At 65.9% G+C, this 17734-nt stretch carries 14 protein-coding genes, 1 tRNA gene and 1 rRNA gene; 9 read left to right on the top strand and 7 right to left on the bottom strand.

The window, feature by feature from the left end:
• The first annotated feature begins 198 nt into the window (after positions 1-198).
• The 8 genes from rrf to RHOSA_RS0100650 all read left to right on the top strand — a co-directional run bounded on the left by rrf (position 199) and on the right by RHOSA_RS0100650 (position 7851).
• A 5S ribosomal RNA gene (gene rrf / locus RHOSA_RS0100690) occupies positions 199-313 on the top strand.
• Between the two features lie 71 nt (positions 314-384).
• A tRNA-Met gene (locus RHOSA_RS0100685) sits at positions 385-461 on the top strand.
• Positions 462-807: 346 nt separating this feature from the next.
• Entirely contained in the window at positions 808-1689 is an 882-nt protein-coding gene (bla, locus tag RHOSA_RS0100680) for a class A beta-lactamase (RefSeq protein ID WP_037255425.1), read from the top strand.
• Between the two features lie 283 nt (positions 1690-1972).
• Positions 1973-4141, top strand: a complete 2169-nt coding sequence (gene pabB / locus RHOSA_RS0100670; RefSeq protein WP_027287174.1) for an aminodeoxychorismate synthase component I — start codon at positions 1973-1975, stop codon at positions 4139-4141.
• A 333-nt stretch (positions 4142-4474) separates the two neighbouring features.
• On the top strand, positions 4475-5365 hold the full coding sequence (locus tag RHOSA_RS0100665; protein ID WP_027287173.1) for an NAD(P)-dependent oxidoreductase: 891 nt from the start codon (positions 4475-4477) through the stop codon (positions 5363-5365).
• Positions 5355-6119 carry a GntR family transcriptional regulator gene (locus RHOSA_RS0100660; RefSeq protein ID WP_081728342.1) on the top strand — a complete coding sequence of 255 codons (765 nt, stop codon included), beginning with the start codon at positions 5355-5357 and terminating at the stop codon, positions 6117-6119. Before RHOSA_RS0100665 ends, RHOSA_RS0100660 begins: the two co-directional genes overlap by 11 nt.
• A 125-nt stretch (positions 6120-6244) precedes the next feature.
• Positions 6245-6988: an SDR family NAD(P)-dependent oxidoreductase gene (locus RHOSA_RS0100655; RefSeq protein WP_027287171.1), complete on the top strand. Its 744-nt coding sequence runs from the start codon at positions 6245-6247 to the stop codon at positions 6986-6988.
• Between the two features lie 20 nt (positions 6989-7008).
• Entirely contained in the window at positions 7009-7851 is an 843-nt protein-coding gene (locus tag RHOSA_RS0100650) for a fumarylacetoacetate hydrolase family protein (protein ID WP_027287170.1), read from the top strand.
• A 61-nt stretch (positions 7852-7912) separates the two neighbouring features.
• Here the strand turns inward: RHOSA_RS0100650 and RHOSA_RS0100645 are convergent, their stop codons facing one another.
• From RHOSA_RS0100645 to RHOSA_RS0100635, 3 genes are all read right to left on the bottom strand, one after another.
• Positions 7913-9235: a TRAP transporter large permease gene (locus tag RHOSA_RS0100645; protein WP_027287169.1), complete on the bottom strand. Its 1323-nt coding sequence runs from the start codon at positions 9233-9235 to the stop codon at positions 7913-7915.
• Complete coding sequence (locus tag RHOSA_RS19500; protein WP_051431662.1) at positions 9228-9815, bottom strand: TRAP transporter small permease subunit; 588 nt, start codon at positions 9813-9815, stop codon at positions 9228-9230. The genes RHOSA_RS0100645 and RHOSA_RS19500 overlap by 8 nt, the downstream gene beginning before the upstream one ends.
• 72 nt (positions 9816-9887) lie before the next feature.
• Entirely contained in the window at positions 9888-10901 is a 1014-nt protein-coding gene (locus RHOSA_RS0100635) for a TRAP transporter substrate-binding protein (RefSeq protein ID WP_027287168.1), read from the bottom strand.
• 234 nt (positions 10902-11135) lie between these two features.
• Here RHOSA_RS0100635 and RHOSA_RS19495 point away from each other — a divergent pair, with 234 nt between their 5' ends.
• On the top strand, positions 11136-11885 hold the full coding sequence (locus RHOSA_RS19495) for a FadR/GntR family transcriptional regulator (RefSeq protein WP_051431661.1): 750 nt from the start codon (positions 11136-11138) through the stop codon (positions 11883-11885).
• A 15-nt stretch (positions 11886-11900) separates the two neighbouring features.
• On the opposite strand, the gene RHOSA_RS0100625 is transcribed toward RHOSA_RS19495, so the two are convergent.
• From RHOSA_RS0100625 to RHOSA_RS0100610, 4 genes are read right to left on the bottom strand one after another with little or no spacing between them, the layout of a single operon-like run.
• The gene (locus RHOSA_RS0100625; RefSeq protein WP_027287167.1) at positions 11901-13346 is read right to left on the bottom strand and encodes an FAD/NAD(P)-dependent oxidoreductase; all 1446 of its coding nucleotides are present in this window, start codon (positions 13344-13346) and stop codon (positions 11901-11903) included.
• Positions 13328-13639: a (2Fe-2S)-binding protein gene (locus tag RHOSA_RS0100620; protein WP_027287166.1), complete on the bottom strand. Its 312-nt coding sequence runs from the start codon at positions 13637-13639 to the stop codon at positions 13328-13330. The genes RHOSA_RS0100625 and RHOSA_RS0100620 overlap by 19 nt, the downstream gene beginning before the upstream one ends.
• Positions 13636-15645, bottom strand: a complete 2010-nt coding sequence (locus RHOSA_RS0100615) for a hydantoinase B/oxoprolinase family protein (RefSeq protein ID WP_027287165.1) — start codon at positions 15643-15645, stop codon at positions 13636-13638. The genes RHOSA_RS0100620 and RHOSA_RS0100615 overlap by 4 nt, the downstream gene beginning before the upstream one ends.
• Complete coding sequence (locus RHOSA_RS0100610) at positions 15642-17690, bottom strand: hydantoinase/oxoprolinase family protein (protein ID WP_051431660.1); 2049 nt, start codon at positions 17688-17690, stop codon at positions 15642-15644. The genes RHOSA_RS0100615 and RHOSA_RS0100610 overlap by 4 nt, the downstream gene beginning before the upstream one ends.
• Positions 17691-17734 lie beyond the last annotated feature (44 nt).

Raw genomic sequence — 17734 nt, 5'->3', positions numbered from 1 at the left:
AAGCTGACCGGTACTAATCGCTCGATCGGCTTGATCCCGGACCTCGCCTCGCGCACAGCGGCAAACCCCGCAACAACGCGACGCGACAAGCCGGAACCTCAACGCTCAAGAAGCGCACCCAAATACGCGATCTCACGTCATCCCAGGGTCCGTCCCCACCCCGCGCCCGCGGGACCCAAGGGACGGGCGCTTGAACGACCTGGTGGCTATGGCGGCGGTGATACACCCGACCCCATTCCGAACTCGGCCGTGAAACCCGCCAGCGCCGATGGTACTGCATCAATGGATGCGGGAGAGTAGGTCGCCGCCAGGTCTTTCAAGCGCATAACCCCCACCTCGTCACCCGGTCCCCAACACCCCTCTCAAGGGCACACGCAACACTGCCGCGGGGTGGAGCAGCCAGGTAGCTCGTCAGGCTCATAACCTGAAGGTCGCAGGTTCAAATCCTGCCCCCGCAACCAAGCTTATCAAGCCCGCAGGAAGAACAAATTCCTGCGGGTCTTTTGTGTGTCCGCATTTCCGCGTTTTTGCTCCAGATCCGCGCCCCCAAGCCTGGAGAGGCACGTTAGACCTGCGCCAGGTTCGGGTGCAGCGTGACGTTAGGTCTGGTGCGGGGACTGTTCCAGCTGTGCCGTCAGCTCGGCCTTGCGGCACTCCAAGGCGGCGAGGCCGGCACCAGATCGAGCCGCGGGCCATGTGACGTCCGCTCCGGCGCCTCATGAACCAGGGTGTAGGCGTAGTCGACGCCCATGTTGTAAGCGCCTGCCATCGGCGCTTCTACAACGCCTTTTCGAAAAGGACCTACATATGCGGTTTACCGCCTCCATCCTGTTGCGCGTCGCGGCAGGGGTCACCCTTGGCTTGTCCATGAACATGATCGCTTCGGCCGCGACCCCGCGAGCGAAGCTGGCCGATACCGTTGCGCAGATCGAGCAAAGCCTCGACGCGCGGGTCGGTGTTGCTGTCGTGGACACCGGCTCGGGCGAAGCATGGACCCATCGTCCAGATGAGCGCTTTCTCATGAACAGCACGGCGAAAGTGCCGATCTGTGGGGCGATCCTCGCGCAGGCCGATGATGGCGAGCTTGCCTTGTCTGAGACGTTGCCTGTCCACGAGAGCGATCTGCTCTCCTATGCTCCCGTAACCTCGGAGCATGTCGGGGATCGCATGAGCCTCACCCAGCTTTGCCTTGCCGCTCTCGACATGAGCGATAACACCGCGAGCAACCTATTGCTCGACCGCTTGGGGGGTCCCGAAGTCGTCACGGAACTTTTCCGGAATGCGGATGATCCGGTCAGTCGGCTCGACCGGCGTGAGCCGGAGATGAACAGCTTCGCGAAAGGCGATCCGCGTGACACCACGACGCCGATCGCTATGGCAGAGACGATGCGTGCGCTTCTGCTGGGGGATGTGCTCACTCCAGCCTCCCGCGAACAGCTGGCAGAATGGATGAGTCATGGCGCCGTGACCCAGGAGTTGCTGCGCAGCCATGCCCCTGACGGCTGGGTGATTGCCGATAAATCCGGCAGCGGCAGCCAGACGCGCAATATCATCGCGCTGATCTCGCCGCCGAACGCGGCCCCTTGGATCGTCACGATCTTCATTTCGGACGCGAAAGCGGATTTCGCAACACGCAACGCGGCGCTCAAGGAGGTGTCTGCAGCGGTCATGGCCATGATCCGCAGCTAGCTCTTCTGGTAAACGCCCTCGTCTTCGGCCCCTCGAAGACGCCATGCTGGGCCGCGCGATTGACGCGTCTGCCGACGTGCAGGACAGCTATTTCGAACAGACCTGGGAGCTGTTTGCTCTACGGGGGATGGTGCCTTGACGGGTGGTGCACCACCGTCGATCCGTGCGGTCTCCCCATCCACTTCGGACGGATATCCGGCCAGGCTCACGGCGGCGCGCCTCACATCCCGGGCGGGTGCAACCGCCGTGGTCGGCGGCTGCTGCTGGTCCAGAGGAACTCGTTATGCGTGTCCTGCTCGTCGATAACTACGATTCCTTCACCTACAACCTCTACCAGTTGATCGCCCAAACGGTTGGTCGGCCCCCAGTCGTGGTGCGTAACGACGATCCGATCTTCCGGGTCGAAGACGTGCCGCAATTCGACGCTGTTGTGATCTCTCCGGGGCCCGGGCGGCCCGACGTGCCGTCGGATTTCGGCCTCTCCGGCCCGATCCTGGACGCCGGTGAGCGGCCGGTCCTGGGGGTGTGTCTGGGCCACCAGGGCATCTGCTCCGTGGCCGGGGCCAAGGTGGTGTCGGCGCCGACGCTGATGCATGGGCGGCTGTCGGCCGTGCGCTCGCCGCTGTTCGCCGGGATTCCCAGCCCCTTCGAGGTGGTGCGCTATCACTCGCTGATCGCCGAGGCGTTGCCCGGGTCGATCGAGGTGCTGGCGCGCACATCGGACGACGTTCTGATGGCGGTGGCGCACCGGGAGCGTCCTCAATGGGGCGTTCAGTTCCACCCCGAATCAATTTGCACCCAGTACGGCCGGAGACTGATCCAGAACTTCCAGCGTATCAGCACCGAGAGGCACGCGCGTCGGGGCCGGACGGTGGCTGTCGGGGCACCTTACCCAGATTCCGCGGGGGCTTGCCCCGGCTTCACCGACCCCGGGCCGGAGGGTGATGCTGAGGGCCAGAGTAGCAGGGCGCCGATTTGGCGTCTGCGCACCCGGGTGGTGGCGCAGCGCGCTCCGGCCGAACAGCTGTTCGAGGCGTTGTTCGCTCAATCGGACACGGCATTTTGGCTCGACAGCAGTGGGGGAGCTCCTGCGCTCAGCCGGTTTTCGTTTATGGGCAATGGCCGTGGACCTTATGCCCGCCGGGCTTTTGCCGACGTGCGTGCCGGCACCGTCGTTGTCGAGACCCATGCCGGGCGAACGGTGCTCAAGGAGGGACTCTTCGACTGGCTCAAGGCCGAGATGGCGCGGAACTCCGTGGCGGCACCCGATCTGCCGTTCGGCTTCGCGCTCGGGTGGGTGGGGTATCTGGGGTACGAATTGAAAGCCGAGTGTGGCGGCGCGGACGCGCACGCCGCGCCGGACCCCGACGCGGGCCTGCTGTTCGCCGACCGGGGGCTGGCCTTCGACCATGCCCGAGGGGAGGTCTGGGTCATGGCCCTGGAACCGGGAGAGGGGGACGACGGCGCGGCCGAGACCTGGATGGAAGCCGTCGCCGAGGCGCTGCGCGAGGTCGCTCCGACGCCGTCATCAGGGACCGAGGCCGGTCAGTCCCTGGGTCCCTTGCAGCTCCGCCACGACCGCGACGCCTATCTGCGGCGGATCCGGAAAAGTCTCGACGCGATCGCCGCGGGGGAGAGCTACGAGGTCTGCCTGACCAACATGCTGTCCGCGTCGGGCCGCATGCCGCCGCTCGCCACCTACCGCGAGCTACGGCGGATCAGCCCGGCGCCGTTCGCGGCTTATCTGCGGTTCGGCGACCTTGCGGTACTCAGCAGCTCTCCCGAACGCTTCCTGAGCATTACGTCTGCAGGCCAGATCGAGGCGAAGCCGATCAAGGGGACCCGGCGGCGGGGCTGCGACGAAGCAGAGGATCGGCGCATCCGGGAGGAGCTCGCGACTTGCGAGAAAGACCGGTCGGAGAACCTGATGATCGTGGATCTCCTGCGCAACGACCTGGGCGTTTGCGCCGAGGTGGGCAGCGTCCGGGTCGACAAGATCTTCGATGTCGAGACCTATGCCACGGTGCACCAGTTAGTCAGCACCGTTGCCGCGCGCTTGCGACGTGACGTCAGCCCGGTGGATTGCGTGCGGGCGGCCTTCCCGGGCGGGTCGATGACCGGTGCGCCGAAGATCCGCACGATGGCCATCATCGACGCGCTGGAGGACGGGCCGCGCGGAATCTACTCAGGTGCGCTCGGCTACTTCTCGCTCAACGGCGCGGTCGATCTGAGCATCGTCATTCGCACCCTGGTCATGCGTCCGGACGGCGTGCAGTACGGTGTCGGCGGGGCGATCGTCGCTCTTTCGGACCCCGAAGAGGAATACGAAGAGATGGCTGTGAAGACGAGCCCGCTCAGCCGTCTGACGGGTCAGGCCTTCCCGGGCGCGCGCTACCGGGATGCCGATGGGGCTGCGCCGCCGGAGCATAGCGGGGCGGAAGAGACCCAATAGGCTTTCTTGCTGGGGGCTGCCGGGCTGGCCCGTAGCGGCGTAGTGTGATTCGGATCGGTTGCGAAACGAGTCGTCCAGCCGGCGGCACCCGGGGGCGGCGTGCGCACAAAGAGCATACCCCGCTGTGGCGCGGGGCGCAGGCATGCGTCATTGCCTTTGTTGTGGCGCAGTCATAATGTATACATTGTCCCGAGCCGTTGATCAAAAAGAGCCGGGCTCGGCCCGCGGGCCTGATTTGACTTTGGGCGCGTTGTCGGGTGCCAAGGCGCAGGACGGGGTATCGCTCTTCAAGCTTTCGATGCCCGCGTCCTGTATGATGGGGAGACTTTAGTAATGGCAGATTTGAGGGTCGGCTTCGTCGGCGTTGGCCTGATGGGCCACGGTATGGCGAAGAACATCGTTGAGGCGGGCTATTCCCTGAGCGTGCTCGGCCATCGCAACCGGACGCCGGTCGAGGACCTGACGAGCCGGGGCGCCGAAGAAGCTGCGGACGTGGCCGCCCTGGCAACAGCCGCCGACCTCGTGTTCCTCTGCCTGCCCGGCAGCCCGCAGGTGGAAGCCACGATCGAAACGCTGTTGGGAAGCGGGTTCCAGGGGACCGTGGTGGATTGCTCGACCTCGAACCCGGTTTCCACCCGTCAGCTCGCCGCGCGCTGCCAGGAGGTTGGCGTCGCCTTCCTCGACGCGCCGCTCAGCCGGACGCCGAAGGAGGCCTGGGCGGGCACGCTCGACTGCATGGTCGGCGGGAGCGAGGCCGATTTCGCCCGCGTGCGCCCGGTGATCGACTGCTGGGCCGGCCGCATCCTCCATGTCGGGGAGGTCGGCGCCGGGCATACGATGAAGCTGCTCAACAATTTCCTCTCGCTCGGTTACGCCACGCTGTATTCCGAGGCGCTGGCGATTGGCGCGAAGAACGGCGTCGATGCCGCGACCTTCCACGAGGTGATCTCGGGCGGGCGGATGGACTGCGGTTTCTACCAGACGTTCATGGCCTATGTGGTCGGCGGCGACCCGGAGGCGCATCGCTTCGCCCTGACCAACGCCCACAAGGACATGCGCTACCTGGTGTCGCTCGCCAATGAAAGCGGGATCGCCAGCCATGTCTCGTCGGCGGTCAAGAACGGCTTTGCGGCCGCCGATGCGCAGGGGCGCGGCGCGGACTACCTGCCGACGCTCTACGATTTCGTCCAGCAGATGAACGGCATCGGACGCGATGAGCGATAAGGCGTCGGACGGCAGCGACGACAGCCTGGCCGGCGATCCCGTTCCCGAGAGCGCGCGCGCCCGGCCGAGCCGCGATACCGACCCGGCCTTGCCGGCGCGCGAGCGCGCCTACCGGGACATGCGCTACCGTATCCTCGAAGGCGGGCTGGCCCCTGGCACCACGTTGCTGGAGACCGAACTCGCCGCGCTGCTCTCGATGAGCCGAACCCCGATCCGCGAGGCGGCGATCCGGCTCGAGAAGGAGGGGCTGGTTACCATCCGGCCGCGCCATGGCATCACCGTGCGCGCGCTCTCGCTCGACGACCTTGCCGAGATCTACGAGGTATTCTCCGCGCTCGAGGTGCGCGCTGCCGGGTTGGCGGCGTTGCGGGGACTCGCGCCGGAGACGGTGACGCGCATGCGCGGCCTGCTCGATGCCATGGAGCAGGCGACCCGGCGTGATCAGATCGAGTATTGGTCCCGTCTCGACGACGCGTTTCACTCGGCCATCGCTGCGGCCTCCGGCAATCCGCGTCTGCAATCGACCCTGCGCCTCTATTGGGATCAACAGTATCGTGCCCGGCTCGCGATCGTGCCTCTGAGGTCCCGCCCCACCCGCTCCGATGCTGAGCACCGCGCCATCTTCGAGGCGATTTGTGCGGGTGACGAAGCCGAAGCGGAGCGGCTGATGCGGGGGCACCGCGAGCGCGCCGACGCCCAGACCCTGGAACTCCTGAGGAGTCGGCCGTCCGAGGCGCATGGGGGCACAGCCTGAGAAGAGGCCGGTTCTTGGGCCGAGGACCCCGTAATGTATACATTGTTTCTGCGCCCGGGATATGCGAGAACCGGCGCATACCGCGCCGGTTCTGAGCGCGGCCAGCACGTCGGAGGAAAACGCCGATGAATAAAATCGACATGGACAACCGCGTCGCCGTGATCACCGGGGGCGCGCGCGGCATCGGCTACGCCGCAGCCGAGCGCGTCATCGCCGGCGGCGGCCGCGTCATCCTGTGGGACATCGACGGGGATGCCGTGGCCGACGCCGCCGAGCGGCTTGGGCCGCAGGCGTCGGGCCGTGCACTCGACCTGACCGACGAGACCGCCGTTGCCGAGGCCACTGAGGCGGCAACCACCGGCGGGCGCGTCGACATCCTGGTCAACAACGCCGGCATCACCGGCGGTAACGCCAAGACCTGGGAACTTGAGCCCGAGATCTGGCGCAAAACCGTCGAGGTCAATCTGATCGCGCCCTATCTCACCTGTCGGGCGGTCGTGCCGCACATGATGGCGAACGGCTATGGCCGCATCGTCAACGTCGCCTCGATCGCCGGCAAGGAGGGCAACCCGAACGCCTCGCACTATTCGGCCTCGAAGGCTGGGTTGATCGGGCTCACCAAGTCGCTCGGCAAGGAGTTGGCGCAGAGCGGCGTGCTGGTGAACTGCCTGACGCCTGCGGCGGCGCGCACGCCGATCTTCGATCAGATGAGCCAGGAGCATATCGACTTCATGCTCTCGAAGATCCCGATGGGCCGCTTCGTTGAGCCGGCCGAGGTGGCCGCCATGATCGCATGGCTCGCTTCTGAGGACTGCTCGTTCACCACCGGCGGCGTGTTTGACATCTCGGGCGGCCGCGCCGTCTACTGATTGCAAATGGGGAAAGACATATGAAACTCGTGCGCTACGGCCCGAAGGGCGCGGAGAAGCCGGGTCTGGTTGATAACCAGGGCACGCTCCGCGACCTCAGCGGCCATGTCGACGACATTGCCGGCGACACGCTTTCGGATGCCGGACTCGATCGCTTGCGCGGTATCGACCCGGCGTCGCTGACGGCTGTCGAGGGGGCGCCCCGCTTCGGCCCCTGCGTCGGCGGGGTTCGCAAGATCGCCTGCATCGGCCTCAACTACTCGGATCACGCTGCCGAGAGCAATATGGCGGAACCGAGCGAGCCGATCATCTTCATGAAGGCCGTCTCGGCGCTCTGCGGGCCGAATGACGACGTCGAGAAGCCGCGCGGCTCGGAGAAGATGGACTGGGAGGTCGAGCTCGCCATCGTCATCGGCACCCGGGCGAAATACGTCTCCGAGGCGGACGCGATGAACCACGTCGCCGGCTTCGCCGTCATGAACGACGTCTCGGAGCGCGGCTTCCAGCAGGAACGCCAGGGCCAATGGACCAAGGGTAAGAGCCACGACACGTTCGGCCCGCTCGGCCCGTGGCTGGTCACGCGCGACGAGGTGGGCGATCCCCACGAGCTTGATATGTGGCTCGACGTGAACGGCGAGCGCAAGCAGACAGGCGCGACCAGCACGCTGATCTTTAACGTGCCGCACCTGATTTCCTACATTTCTCAGTTCATGACGCTGGAGCCGGGCGATGTGATCTCGACCGGCACGCCGCCGGGTGTCGGCCAGGGCATGCGGCCCCAGCAGTTCCTGAACGTGGGCGACGTCATGGAGCTTGGCGTCGAGAAGCTGGGGAACCAGCGTCAGCGGGTCGTCGCCGCCTGAGGGCGTGCCCCTGATGTGCGGAAGCGATAGGCCGGCGGCCCTGAGGGCCGCCGGCCTATTTTTATTTATACCAGAGCGCCAGCTCCGGGAAGCTCATCACCAGCACCAGCGCGAGCAGCTGGAGCGCGATGAAGGGCAAGAGCGATCGGAAGATCAGTCCAAGCGAGATATCCGATGGAGCCACGCTCTTCAGGTAGAACGCCGCGGGCCCGAAGGGCGGCGACAGGAACGAGATCTGCATGTTGAGCGCGAACAGAACGCCGAACCAGATCAGGTCGTAGCCGAGCGAGGACACGATCGGCGCGAAGATCGGGATGGTGAGAAGCGCGATGCCCACCCAGTCGAGGAACATCCCCAGCACCGCGAGGATGAGCATCATCACGATCAGGACCACCAGCGGCTCGTCGGAGACGCCCGTGAGCGTGCGTTCGACGAAGTCGATCCCGCCCATCAGGTTGTAGACGCCGATCAAGGCGGTCGCGCCAACACCGATCCAGACGATCATCCCGCAGGTGCGCAGGGTCTGCATCGCCGCGTCGGACATCATCTTCCAATTGAACTCGCCCCGGATGATCGTCGACAGCACCACGCCGATCACGCCGATCGCCGAAGCTTCGGTCACGGAGGCGATGCCGCCGTAGATCGACCCGAGCACGAACACCACCACGAGCAGCGGCAGGATCAGTCCCTTCAGCAGCGCAAGCTTGCGCGCGAGCGATACATCTTCTTCGCCCTCGTCGGTGGGGACGGGCGCCATCTCCGGGTTACGGTAACCGGTGATCAGCACGTAGGCGGTATAGAGCGAGGCCAGCATCAGCCCCGGGACGAACGAAGCGGTAAAGAGTTCGCTGATTGAGACGTTGGCCGACAACCCATAGATGATCAGCACGATCGAGGGCGGGATCATGGTGCCGAGCGCGCCGCCCGAACAGACGATGCCGATCGCCAGCCGCCGGTCGTAGCCGAGGCGCAGCATTTGCGGCAGCGCGAGCAGGCCGAGCAGCACGATCTCGCCGCCGATGATGCCCGACATCGCGGCGAGCACGACCGCCACCAGCAATGTCTGCACGCCGACGCCGCCGCGCAGCCGTCCGGCCGCCAGGCGCATGGCGTCGAACAGGTCGCGTGCGATTCCTGATCGGTCGAGTATCGATGCCATCAGTACGAACATCGGCACCGAGACGAAGACGTACTGTGTGATGAAAGAATAGATCCGCGTCGTGACGATCGGCACCGCCATCGGCCCGAACCAGCCCAGCGCGAAGATCAGCGCCACGAGGATGGTCACGAAGGCGAGCGGCATGCCGGTGATGAGCAACCCCAGCAGCATGGCGAACATGACGAGGCTGCCCGCCTCGATGCCGAGGGCCTGGAATTCAAGCATCCTCGAAAACCCCCTCGTTCGGCTCGCCGTGGTGGGTTTCCTGGTTCGGGTCCCGGCGGATATGGCGGATCGCCTGCAGCAGGAACTGCACAGTCATGGCGCAGAGCATGACGAACAGCACCGCCTTGATAATCGCTGGTGTCGGCGGGTTCCAGGCGCTGCCGCTCGTCTCCATGCGGAACTGGCCCGAGGGCATCCAGAACGCCTTGGCCACGAGGGTCCAACAGGCCCAGGACATCAGCGCGCAGGCGGCGCAGCCGATGAACGAGATCCCGACGTCAAGCCAGCGGCGGATGTGTGGGCTTACCGCGTCATAGATCAGGACCACGCGGATGTGCTTGTCGATCGCCACGCAGTACGCGCCGCCGAAGGCGAAACAGAACGCGGCGAGCGCCGTGGTCGTCTCGTGCACCCAGAAGGTGGGCGAGTTGAACACGTAGCGCATCACCACTTCGTAGAAGGTGAAGACGGTGATGAGCACGAAGATGATACTGATAGGCCGCCCTAGCGGTGCCAGGACGGCTGACAAGCGGTCTTGTGGCACGCCGAACTGGTCGCGCCCGCTTTCAAACGTCTCCATGAAATCCCTTCCCCGTCGCGGGCCGGGCGGCTAGCGCCGCCCGGCTGATTCTGTCGTCTTACTGGACAGAGCTTAGAGCAGATCCTGCGACTTCAGATAGGAGGTCAGGGCGTCATAGACCTTCTGCGCGTTCTCCGAGCGCTCGGCATAGTCCTTCCACTGCTTCTGAGCGATCTGGCGGAACTCCTTCTTCGCATCTTCCGACCAAGTGTGAATGGTGACGTCGTCACGCTTGCGGAGTTCGTCCGCGACCTCCTGGTCCCGTGCACGGATCTTCTCGGCGAGGGTGTTGGCATACCATTCCACCGACTCATCGAGGATTTCCCGGTCCTCCTCGGACATCGAATCCCAGGTGCTCTTGGTAATCGACACCTCGTTGAGCGGCAGCGAGTGGAAGCCCGGCCAGATCGGGTGCTTGGCCACGTCGTGCAGACCCATCGAATGGTTGGTGGCCAGCGTCGTGGCGTCGGCGGCGCTGATCACGCCCTTGTCGAGCGCGGTGAACACCTCCGACTGCGGCAGGTTTACCGGCGACGCGCCCGCCGCGGCGAATGCCGATTGCACCATGCCCTCGGGCGCGCGCATCTTGACGCCTTTCAGGTCCTCAACGTTTTCGATCGGCTTCTTCGAGGGGACCGCTTCGGCGGTCTGTGCGGCGGGGCCGATGAACTGAACGCCGTAGGGGTTGAGGATTTCGTTGTAGAGCTCGGTGCCGCCGCCTTCGTTGAAGAAGGCGCGCAGCTCTTCTGGGCTCGAATAGGCGCCAACCGGGTTGCCGATCAGGGCGAACGCCGGATCCTTGCCGGTGAAGTAGGAGCTGTCGGTGACGTGGCCATCAAGAATGCCAGCGCCGACGGCATCAAGAGTCTCATTGTATTCGACGATCGCACCAACGGGGAGCATCTCGATCTTGATGCGCCCGTCCGACATCTCCTCGACCTTGTTGGCCCATTCTTGCTGAATCTTGAACGCGGCGGTGCCGGAGTTGTCGCTGCTTTGGAACTTCAGGTCGTAAGTGTCCTGCGCGTGCGCCGTCGCGGCGAGCGCGCAGAGCGCGACCGTCGTGGTGAGAAGCTTCCTGATCATGCGTTGTTCCCTCCCGGGGAGCTTGTCGCTTTGCTTTGCTTGCAGGGGCCGGGCATCGGCCCTTCGGTGCCGTGAAACGTGGTCGCGCACCACGGCGAAGTGTCTAGCAACTCCCACGCTGCATCAAGGGATGACAATCGCCAAACATCCCATGATAGTTTGACGACAGTATTCGCGCCTCATGAAGACGATGCTGATAAGGATGTTGCGGTGGCACGACAGGAGAGGACCGACGTGCACAAGCATGCGGCGGCCGGTGAATCGGGCCCGCGTGAAGGCCGGGTTCATGAGGTCGCCGACACCTTAGGTCGACGTATTACCGGCGGCGTCTATTCCCCCGGTGAGGCCCTGCCCACCGAACCAGAACTCGCAAGCGCCCTTGGCGTGGGCCGTAACGCCGTGCGCGAGGCCGTGAAGATGCTGGCGGGCAAGGGGTTGCTGCGCACGAGCCGCCGCGCCGGGACCATCGTGCAGCCGCTTTCCCAATGGAGCATCCTCGACAACAGTGTGATCGCCTGGCTGCTGGAGAACCCGGGTGATCGCGAACGCCTGCTCGACGAACTTGCGGAAATGCGAGCCATCATCGAACCCGAGGCTGCGGCGCTCGCGGCCAAGCGCGCGAAGATGAGCCAAGTGCTGCGGCTCTGGGAAGCGCTTGAAGCGATGGAGACGCGACCGGAAGTGTCCGAAGCGGCGCTCGACGCGGATATCGAGTTTCACCGCGTGATCTTCGAGGCGGCTGATAGCCGGCTATTGCTCGGCATGTTCCACGCCATCGAACTCCTGCTCCGGGTGAACTTCGCCACCGGCATGCTGGCCGGTTCCGCGTTCGCCGAAAATCTCGCTCATCACCGCCGGCTTGCCGAAGCGGTGCAGCGCCGGGATGCCGACGCGGCGCGGCGTCTGATACAGGAACTCGCCGCCCGCAACCGCGAGGACGTAAAGCGCGCAAGGCTGATGGACTCTGAAGCGGCCGATCACTAGCAGGCCGCTAGGGTCTCATGCCGTTGAGCGTTCACGGTGGTGGGTCATTTCCCCGGTCTGCGTTTCGCTCTCTTCGGCAATGGTGTTGCTCCCGTCCCTTGGCGCGCATCGCATGGCCAGGGGGCGAACCGGTGGCTGCGCTCGGAGGCCGGGCAACGCTGCGGGCTCAACTTGACACTCGGCGGCGAGAATCTCGCTCGCGGCCGCGGCACAGAAGCGACCCTGGCAGCGGCCCATGCCGACGCGCGATAGGGACTTCGCCCGGTTCGGCTCGTCCGCATCCGCGCGGCGAATGACCTCGCGAAACGTTCCGACCGTGACGGCTTCGCAGCGGCAAACGAGGGTCTCATCCGCCATGTTGCGGCAAAGTTGCTGCGGCCAGGGAAAGGCGCGGGCGAGACCACGGCGGAACCGCTCGAAGCGGGACATCCTGCCGAGCAGCGCGCCGGTCTCAGGGGCCGGGGCGTGGCCATTGTCTTCAAGACACGCCAGGGCCGCGAGCCGGCCAGCAAGTTCCGCTCCGTCCGCTCCCAGTTGGCGTCCGCCGTCGCCGGCGATGTAGAGGCCCGAGATGCTCGACCGTCCCATTGGGTCGAGTTCCGGCAGATGTTGGCGTGCGATGGGATCCCAGGTGAACCGGCATCCTGCGAGCTCTGCAATCTGCGTTTCCGATCGCAGGTGCCATCCCATACCAACCGCGTCGCATGCGATTCGATGCGGGCGGCCCGCAGCATCGCGCCACCGCACGGCCTCGATGCCAGCGGTGGCATCGCCTTCGATCGCCAAATCCGCCACGCCCTGGTGAACCCGTACGCCGAGACGGATCAGTTTGGCCCGAAGTGTGAGACCGCGCCAAAGGAAGGTGGGCCGGGCGGCCAGCTTTGGGAGCGCGGCCGCCTGGTCGCGAAGCCGCGCGGTGTCGAGGACGGCCGCCACCTTGGCCCCGGCCTTGGCGTATTGCCACGCCACCAGCAGCAGCAGTGGCCCGCTGCCGAGCAGCACGACCCGTTCGCCGATCGCACAGGCCTGACTCTTGAGGGCGATCTGCGCACCGCCGAGAGTGTGCACACCCGGCAAGGTCCAGCCTGGGAGGGGCAGCACACGGTCTGTTGCCCCCGTTGCGAGGATCAGGTTGTCGAATTCCATCTCGCCCATCCCCGAATCCTCGGCGATGTGCAGACGGTGTCCCGAGATGGCCCAGACTTCGGTATTGGGGCGGTAGTCGACGCGCTCGCCGAGCGTGTCGAGGATGCGGTGGATCGCAGCGGCCTTGGGGGCTTCCGAGCCATAGATGTCGACCGGCTCGCGGACGAAGGTGCCCGGCTGCCGGCGGTAGATTTGCCCGCCGGAGGCCGGGGCCGCATCCAGGAGCACCGGGCGCTCGCCCGCTTTCGCTAGCGTCTCTGCGGCGCGGAGACCTGCCGGACCCGCGCCCACCACGACTACCCGCCGCCCGGCCATGTCGCCGCCTCCGGAGGGTATGTGAGCAGGTCCATCCCTGCTGCGATCGGCGTTTCGCAGGCGCGGAGACGCGCGCCCGCGCGGGTCCAAACCCAGCAGTCTTGGCACGCGCCCATCAAGCAGAAGCCTGCGCGCATGCCGTCGCCGAACTCGCTCGTGCGCAGGGCCGATTGATTGACCCGGACCGCGGTCAGGACCGTGTCTCCGGCAAGGGCCTCGCTGTCGCACCCGTCAAGCCGGAACGGCACGACGGGGCGTTCCGTTTCGCACAGTCGCCGAAAGCCGCCTCTCATGTCGCCGCCTCTGGGCCCGGGTCAGAGGTGTCCTGGGCGCTGGGGTCTGGAATCTGGGGATAGCGGAGACGTATCGCGGCCAAGGCTTCGTCGAGGTCTGTCTCCGGGTGCTCGCTGATTTGGCGAAATAGTTCCGTTTTGACGAAGAAGCGCCAATGGATCGGCAGGCACAGCAAGAGGTGCGTCAGCGCCGCATAGTGGTCTTCGGTCCAGATCGATTCGAATTCCCGACGCTCCGGGCCGAAATCGAAGAAGGGCGGCACCGCTCCTGTCTGGCGTTCCGCGCGCAGCGCTTCGGTCGCAGTCTCGTCGACCTTGCCCTCCTGCAGGACCACGGCGTAGTCGCGCTGGGCCGCCTCGGCGCTGACATAGCCGCGCCGCACATCGAGGGCGACACGCCATGGCTCGCGCGCCAGCGGGTCGCCGCGCCCGCCGCCGCCGGCCGATTGAATGTGCAGCTCGTCTCCGGGGTGCAGCACGGCGACGTCGCGCGCGCCGAAGGCCCTTTCACCCTCGGTGCCACGGTTCACCCGCATGTCGGAGACGCCCGCGGCACCCCCGCCGAGCGTGCCCCAGGGACGGAAGCGGTGGCGGTCGCGGTTGCGGGCGGTGATCCGGGTGTCGGGGGCGAAGACGCGGAACGCCATTTCGGTCGCAAGTCCCCCGCGCCAGCGTCCGGCCCCACTGCTGTCGCGCAGCAAGCCATAGCGGGTGAAGCGGATCGGCGTTTCCAACTCGGTGATCTCGAGCGGTGTGTTCTTGAGATAGGCGGCGTCCGCGCCGGAGCCGTTGGAGCCGTCGCGATGGGGCATCGCCCCGCCGCCCCCGACGACCGGGTTGACCGCCGCGATAACCGTGCGTCGGCTGCGTTCGTCGGTCGTCATGACATTGACGATGCAGTTGTTACCGGCTGGCGCCGCGGGCATCCGCTCAGGCAGCACCTGGGCGAAGGCCCCGAACAGGACGGAACGTAGCCGTGCGCAGGTCAGGCTGCGCATGCCGACGGCAGCGGGATGGCGCGGGTTCAGCACGGTGCCGACCGGCGCAATGCATTTGAATGGCCGCGTCAGTCCCTGGTTGAGAAGGATGTGCGGGTTGAGCGTCGACAGCACGTAGTAGACGCCAACCAGAAACAGGGTGTGGTGCGGATCGCTGCCCGTTGGCACGTTGAGAGAGGAACCGAGCTGCGGGTCACTGCCGGTGAAGTCGAGTTCCGCTTCGTCGCCCTGGATGGTCAGGCGGACCTTCAACCGGCAGGGATTGCCCGCGTCGCTGTCCTCGTCCGTGTAGTCCGCGAAGTCCCAGGTCCCGTCCGGCATCTCGGAGAGCAGCGTTCGGGCCTGTGTCTCCGCGTAGTCGAGCAGGTTGGAGACGCCGGTGCGGAACGTCTCGATGCCGAACTTCTCGATCATCGCGCGGATCTTGCGTTCGCCTGTGTTCAGAGCGCCCACAAGGGCCTTGATGTCGCCGAGGTTGAGTTCCGGCTTGCGGACATTGGTGGACATGATCCGCAGAATGCTCTCGTCGAAGACCCCTTCGTTGACCAGCTTCATCGGTGGGAAACGCAGGCCTTCCTGATGTATCTCGGTCAAGGAACGTGAGAGCGAGGCCGGCACGGCGCCGCCCATATCGGTGTTGTGGATATGCCCCGCCGTCCAGGCGACGATTTCGCCTTCGTGGAAAACCGGCTTCCAGAGATGCGTGTCCGGCGCATGGGTCGAGAGAAAACCCGAATAGGGGTCGTTCGTGAACGCAACGTCGCCGGGGCGGTAGTCGTCGATCATCGAGATCGCCCGGCCATATGTCAGGCCGGGATACCACGTCGCGCCGAGCTCCAACGGCACGGCGAATGTCCGCCCCTCGGGGTCGAGCAGCATGACGGTGAAGTCCTGCGTTTCCTTCACGAAGGCGGAATGCGCGGTCCGGAAAAGCGTTTGCGCCATGTTCTCGGCGGCCGCCCGGCTGTGGTTGGCGAGGATCCGCAGCACGACCTTGTCCATGTTCATGCGCGCGTCCTCCGGGTCAGGTGAATGTTGAGATGACTGTCGATACGGCCGTGAAAGTCTCTTGGGACGACCAGCGTGGTGTCTTCCTGCGCAACGACGGCCGGCCCGTCGAACCACTGGCCGGCGCGCAGCGCGCCGCGCAGGTGCAACGGCACGCTCTCGGGGGCGCCTCCGCGACGCAGCGTGATGTGTTTTTCCTGCGGGGCCGGCCCGTCCACCGGGGAGGCGGACTCCATGACGAGCGGTGGAACCCGCCCCGCCTTCACCAGGCGCAGGTTGACCAGCTCCACGGCGCTGTCGACATCGGCGAAATCGTAGATTTCCTCATGGCGGCGGTGGAAAGCGTCCCGCATCGCCTCGATGTTGCCCTCAGCGATCCAGTCCTGATCGAGCGGGACGTCGATCTCGAAGGACTGACCGTGGTAGCGCATGTCGGCGGATATCTGGCTTTCCGTCTCGCCGGTGAAGCCCTGGCGCTCGCGCAACCAAGCTTCCCCTTCAGCCTCGAGCGCGCCGAGCGAGTCGCGCAGGGCGGGCGCGGCGTCGCTTGCGCACGGAAGGAACAGGGTGCGTACGAAGTCGCCCTTTAAGTCCGCCACCAGGCCCCCGAGCGCGCTGACCACGCCCGGGCGCGGCGGCGCCAGGACCTCCGTGATGCCGAGCTCGGACGCCAGGAAGCAGCCGAACATCGGTCCGCCACCGCCGAACGGCAGCAGGGCGTAGTCGCGTACGTCGACCCCTTCGCGCGAGACGAGCTTCTCGACCTCGACGAACATTTCGGAGATCGCGACCTCGATGATCGCCTGCGCGGCGGCTTCGGGGGTGAGGTCGAGCGCCTCTGCGATCTGGGCCATCGCCTCGTGGGCGCGGGCGGCATCGATTTCGAGCTGTCCATAGGCCATTGGTGCGTGGCCGAGGTATCCGCACACGACCATCGCGTCGGTCAGCGTGGGTCGCGTGCCGCCGCGCCCGTAGCAGGCTGGCCCGGGAACCGACCCGGCGCTTTCCGGGCCGACGCGCAGCACGCCCATCTCGTCGACAACGGCGACGGAGCCGCCGCCGATGCCGATGGAGCTAACCGAAACGGAAGGCATGTGCATGGGGAAATCGCCGATTTGCTCGCCTTGGCCGAAGGCGGGCGTGCTGTCGGTGATCAGCGCGAGGTCGGCGCTGGTGCCTCCGATGTCGAGGGTCAGGACATTCGACACGCCCGCCTGCCGGGCGAGCCATGCCGCCCCCATGACGCCGGATGCCGTCCCGGACAGCAGCATGTTGACGCAGGAGGTCTTGCCCTCGGCCGCCGTCATCAGCCCGCCGTTCGACTTGGTCACATACGGGCGGGCCGGCACGTCCAACGCCTCGAGCGTCTGCTCCAGGCCGGACAGATATCCGGCGATCCGCGGGTGAATATAGCCATTCAGGATCGCGGTGGTGGTGCGTTCGTACTCACGGACGATGGGCCAGACGTCGGCACTCGAGAAGATGAAGATATCGGGGACGGTTTCGCGCGCGATGCGCACGACTTCGTGCTCGTGCGCGGCGTTCCGGTAGGAATGCAGGAACGACACCACGAGCCCTTCGGCCCCTGCCGTCTTGGCCGCCATGACCGCGGCCTCCACCTCGGCGGGGTCGAGCGGTGACTCTTCCGTCCCATCCGACAGCATCCGCCCGCCGACGCCGAAGATCATGTCGCGCGTCACCAGCGGTTCGGGTTGCGCGCAGAACAGCGAGTACATATCCGGCAGCCGCAGGCGTCCCAGCTCAACTACGTCTTCGAAGCCGGCGTTGGTCAGGAGTGCGAGCCGCGCGCCCTTGCGCTGGATCACCGTGTTGATGCCGACCGTGGTTCCGTGCACGAAGGTTTCGACGGTGCTGAGCTCCACCCCTTCGTCGTCGGCAAGCGCCGTCAGGCCATCGCCGAGCTCGCGACCCGGTTGATCGGGTGTGGTGAGCACTTTGAACGAGTGCAGCGCGTTGGTCGCGGTGTTCACCGCGCAGAAGTCCATGAACGTGCCGCCGATATCCACTCCGATTTTCCAGCCCATGCCCACCCTTTCGCTTTGGTTCGACTGACGGTCTCATGGCGAGC

Source organism: Rhodovibrio salinarum DSM 9154 (assembly GCF_000515255.1).
GTDB lineage: Bacteria > Pseudomonadota > Alphaproteobacteria > Kiloniellales > Rhodovibrionaceae > Rhodovibrio > Rhodovibrio salinarum.
The sequence above is the reverse complement of the archived record's forward strand: the minus strand, read 5'-3'. Positions and strand labels throughout refer to the sequence as shown.

Coding starts and splice junctions, on each gene's coding strand:
- bla (WP_037255425.1), top strand. CDS start 808: ATGCGGTTTACCGCCTCCATCCTGTTGCGCGTCGCGGCAGGGGTCACC.
- pabB (WP_027287174.1), top strand. CDS start 1,973: ATGCGTGTCCTGCTCGTCGATAACTACGATTCCTTCACCTACAACCTC.
- RHOSA_RS0100665 (WP_027287173.1), top strand. CDS start 4,475: ATGGCAGATTTGAGGGTCGGCTTCGTCGGCGTTGGCCTGATGGGCCAC.
- RHOSA_RS0100660 (WP_081728342.1), top strand. CDS start 5,355: ATGAGCGATAAGGCGTCGGACGGCAGCGACGACAGCCTGGCCGGCGAT.
- RHOSA_RS0100655 (WP_027287171.1), top strand. CDS start 6,245: ATGAATAAAATCGACATGGACAACCGCGTCGCCGTGATCACCGGGGGC.
- RHOSA_RS0100650 (WP_027287170.1), top strand. CDS start 7,009: ATGAAACTCGTGCGCTACGGCCCGAAGGGCGCGGAGAAGCCGGGTCTG.
- RHOSA_RS0100645 (WP_027287169.1), bottom strand. CDS start 9,235: ATGCTTGAATTCCAGGCCCTCGGCATCGAGGCGGGCAGCCTCGTCATG.
- RHOSA_RS19500 (WP_051431662.1), bottom strand. CDS start 9,815: ATGGAGACGTTTGAAAGCGGGCGCGACCAGTTCGGCGTGCCACAAGAC.
- RHOSA_RS0100635 (WP_027287168.1), bottom strand. CDS start 10,901: ATGATCAGGAAGCTTCTCACCACGACGGTCGCGCTCTGCGCGCTCGCC.
- RHOSA_RS0100625 (WP_027287167.1), bottom strand. CDS start 13,346: ATGGCCGGGCGGCGGGTAGTCGTGGTGGGCGCGGGTCCGGCAGGTCTC.
- RHOSA_RS0100620 (WP_027287166.1), bottom strand. CDS start 13,639: ATGAGAGGCGGCTTTCGGCGACTGTGCGAAACGGAACGCCCCGTCGTG.
- RHOSA_RS0100615 (WP_027287165.1), bottom strand. CDS start 15,645: ATGAACATGGACAAGGTCGTGCTGCGGATCCTCGCCAACCACAGCCGG.
- RHOSA_RS0100610 (WP_051431660.1), bottom strand. CDS start 17,690: ATGGGCTGGAAAATCGGAGTGGATATCGGCGGCACGTTCATGGACTTC.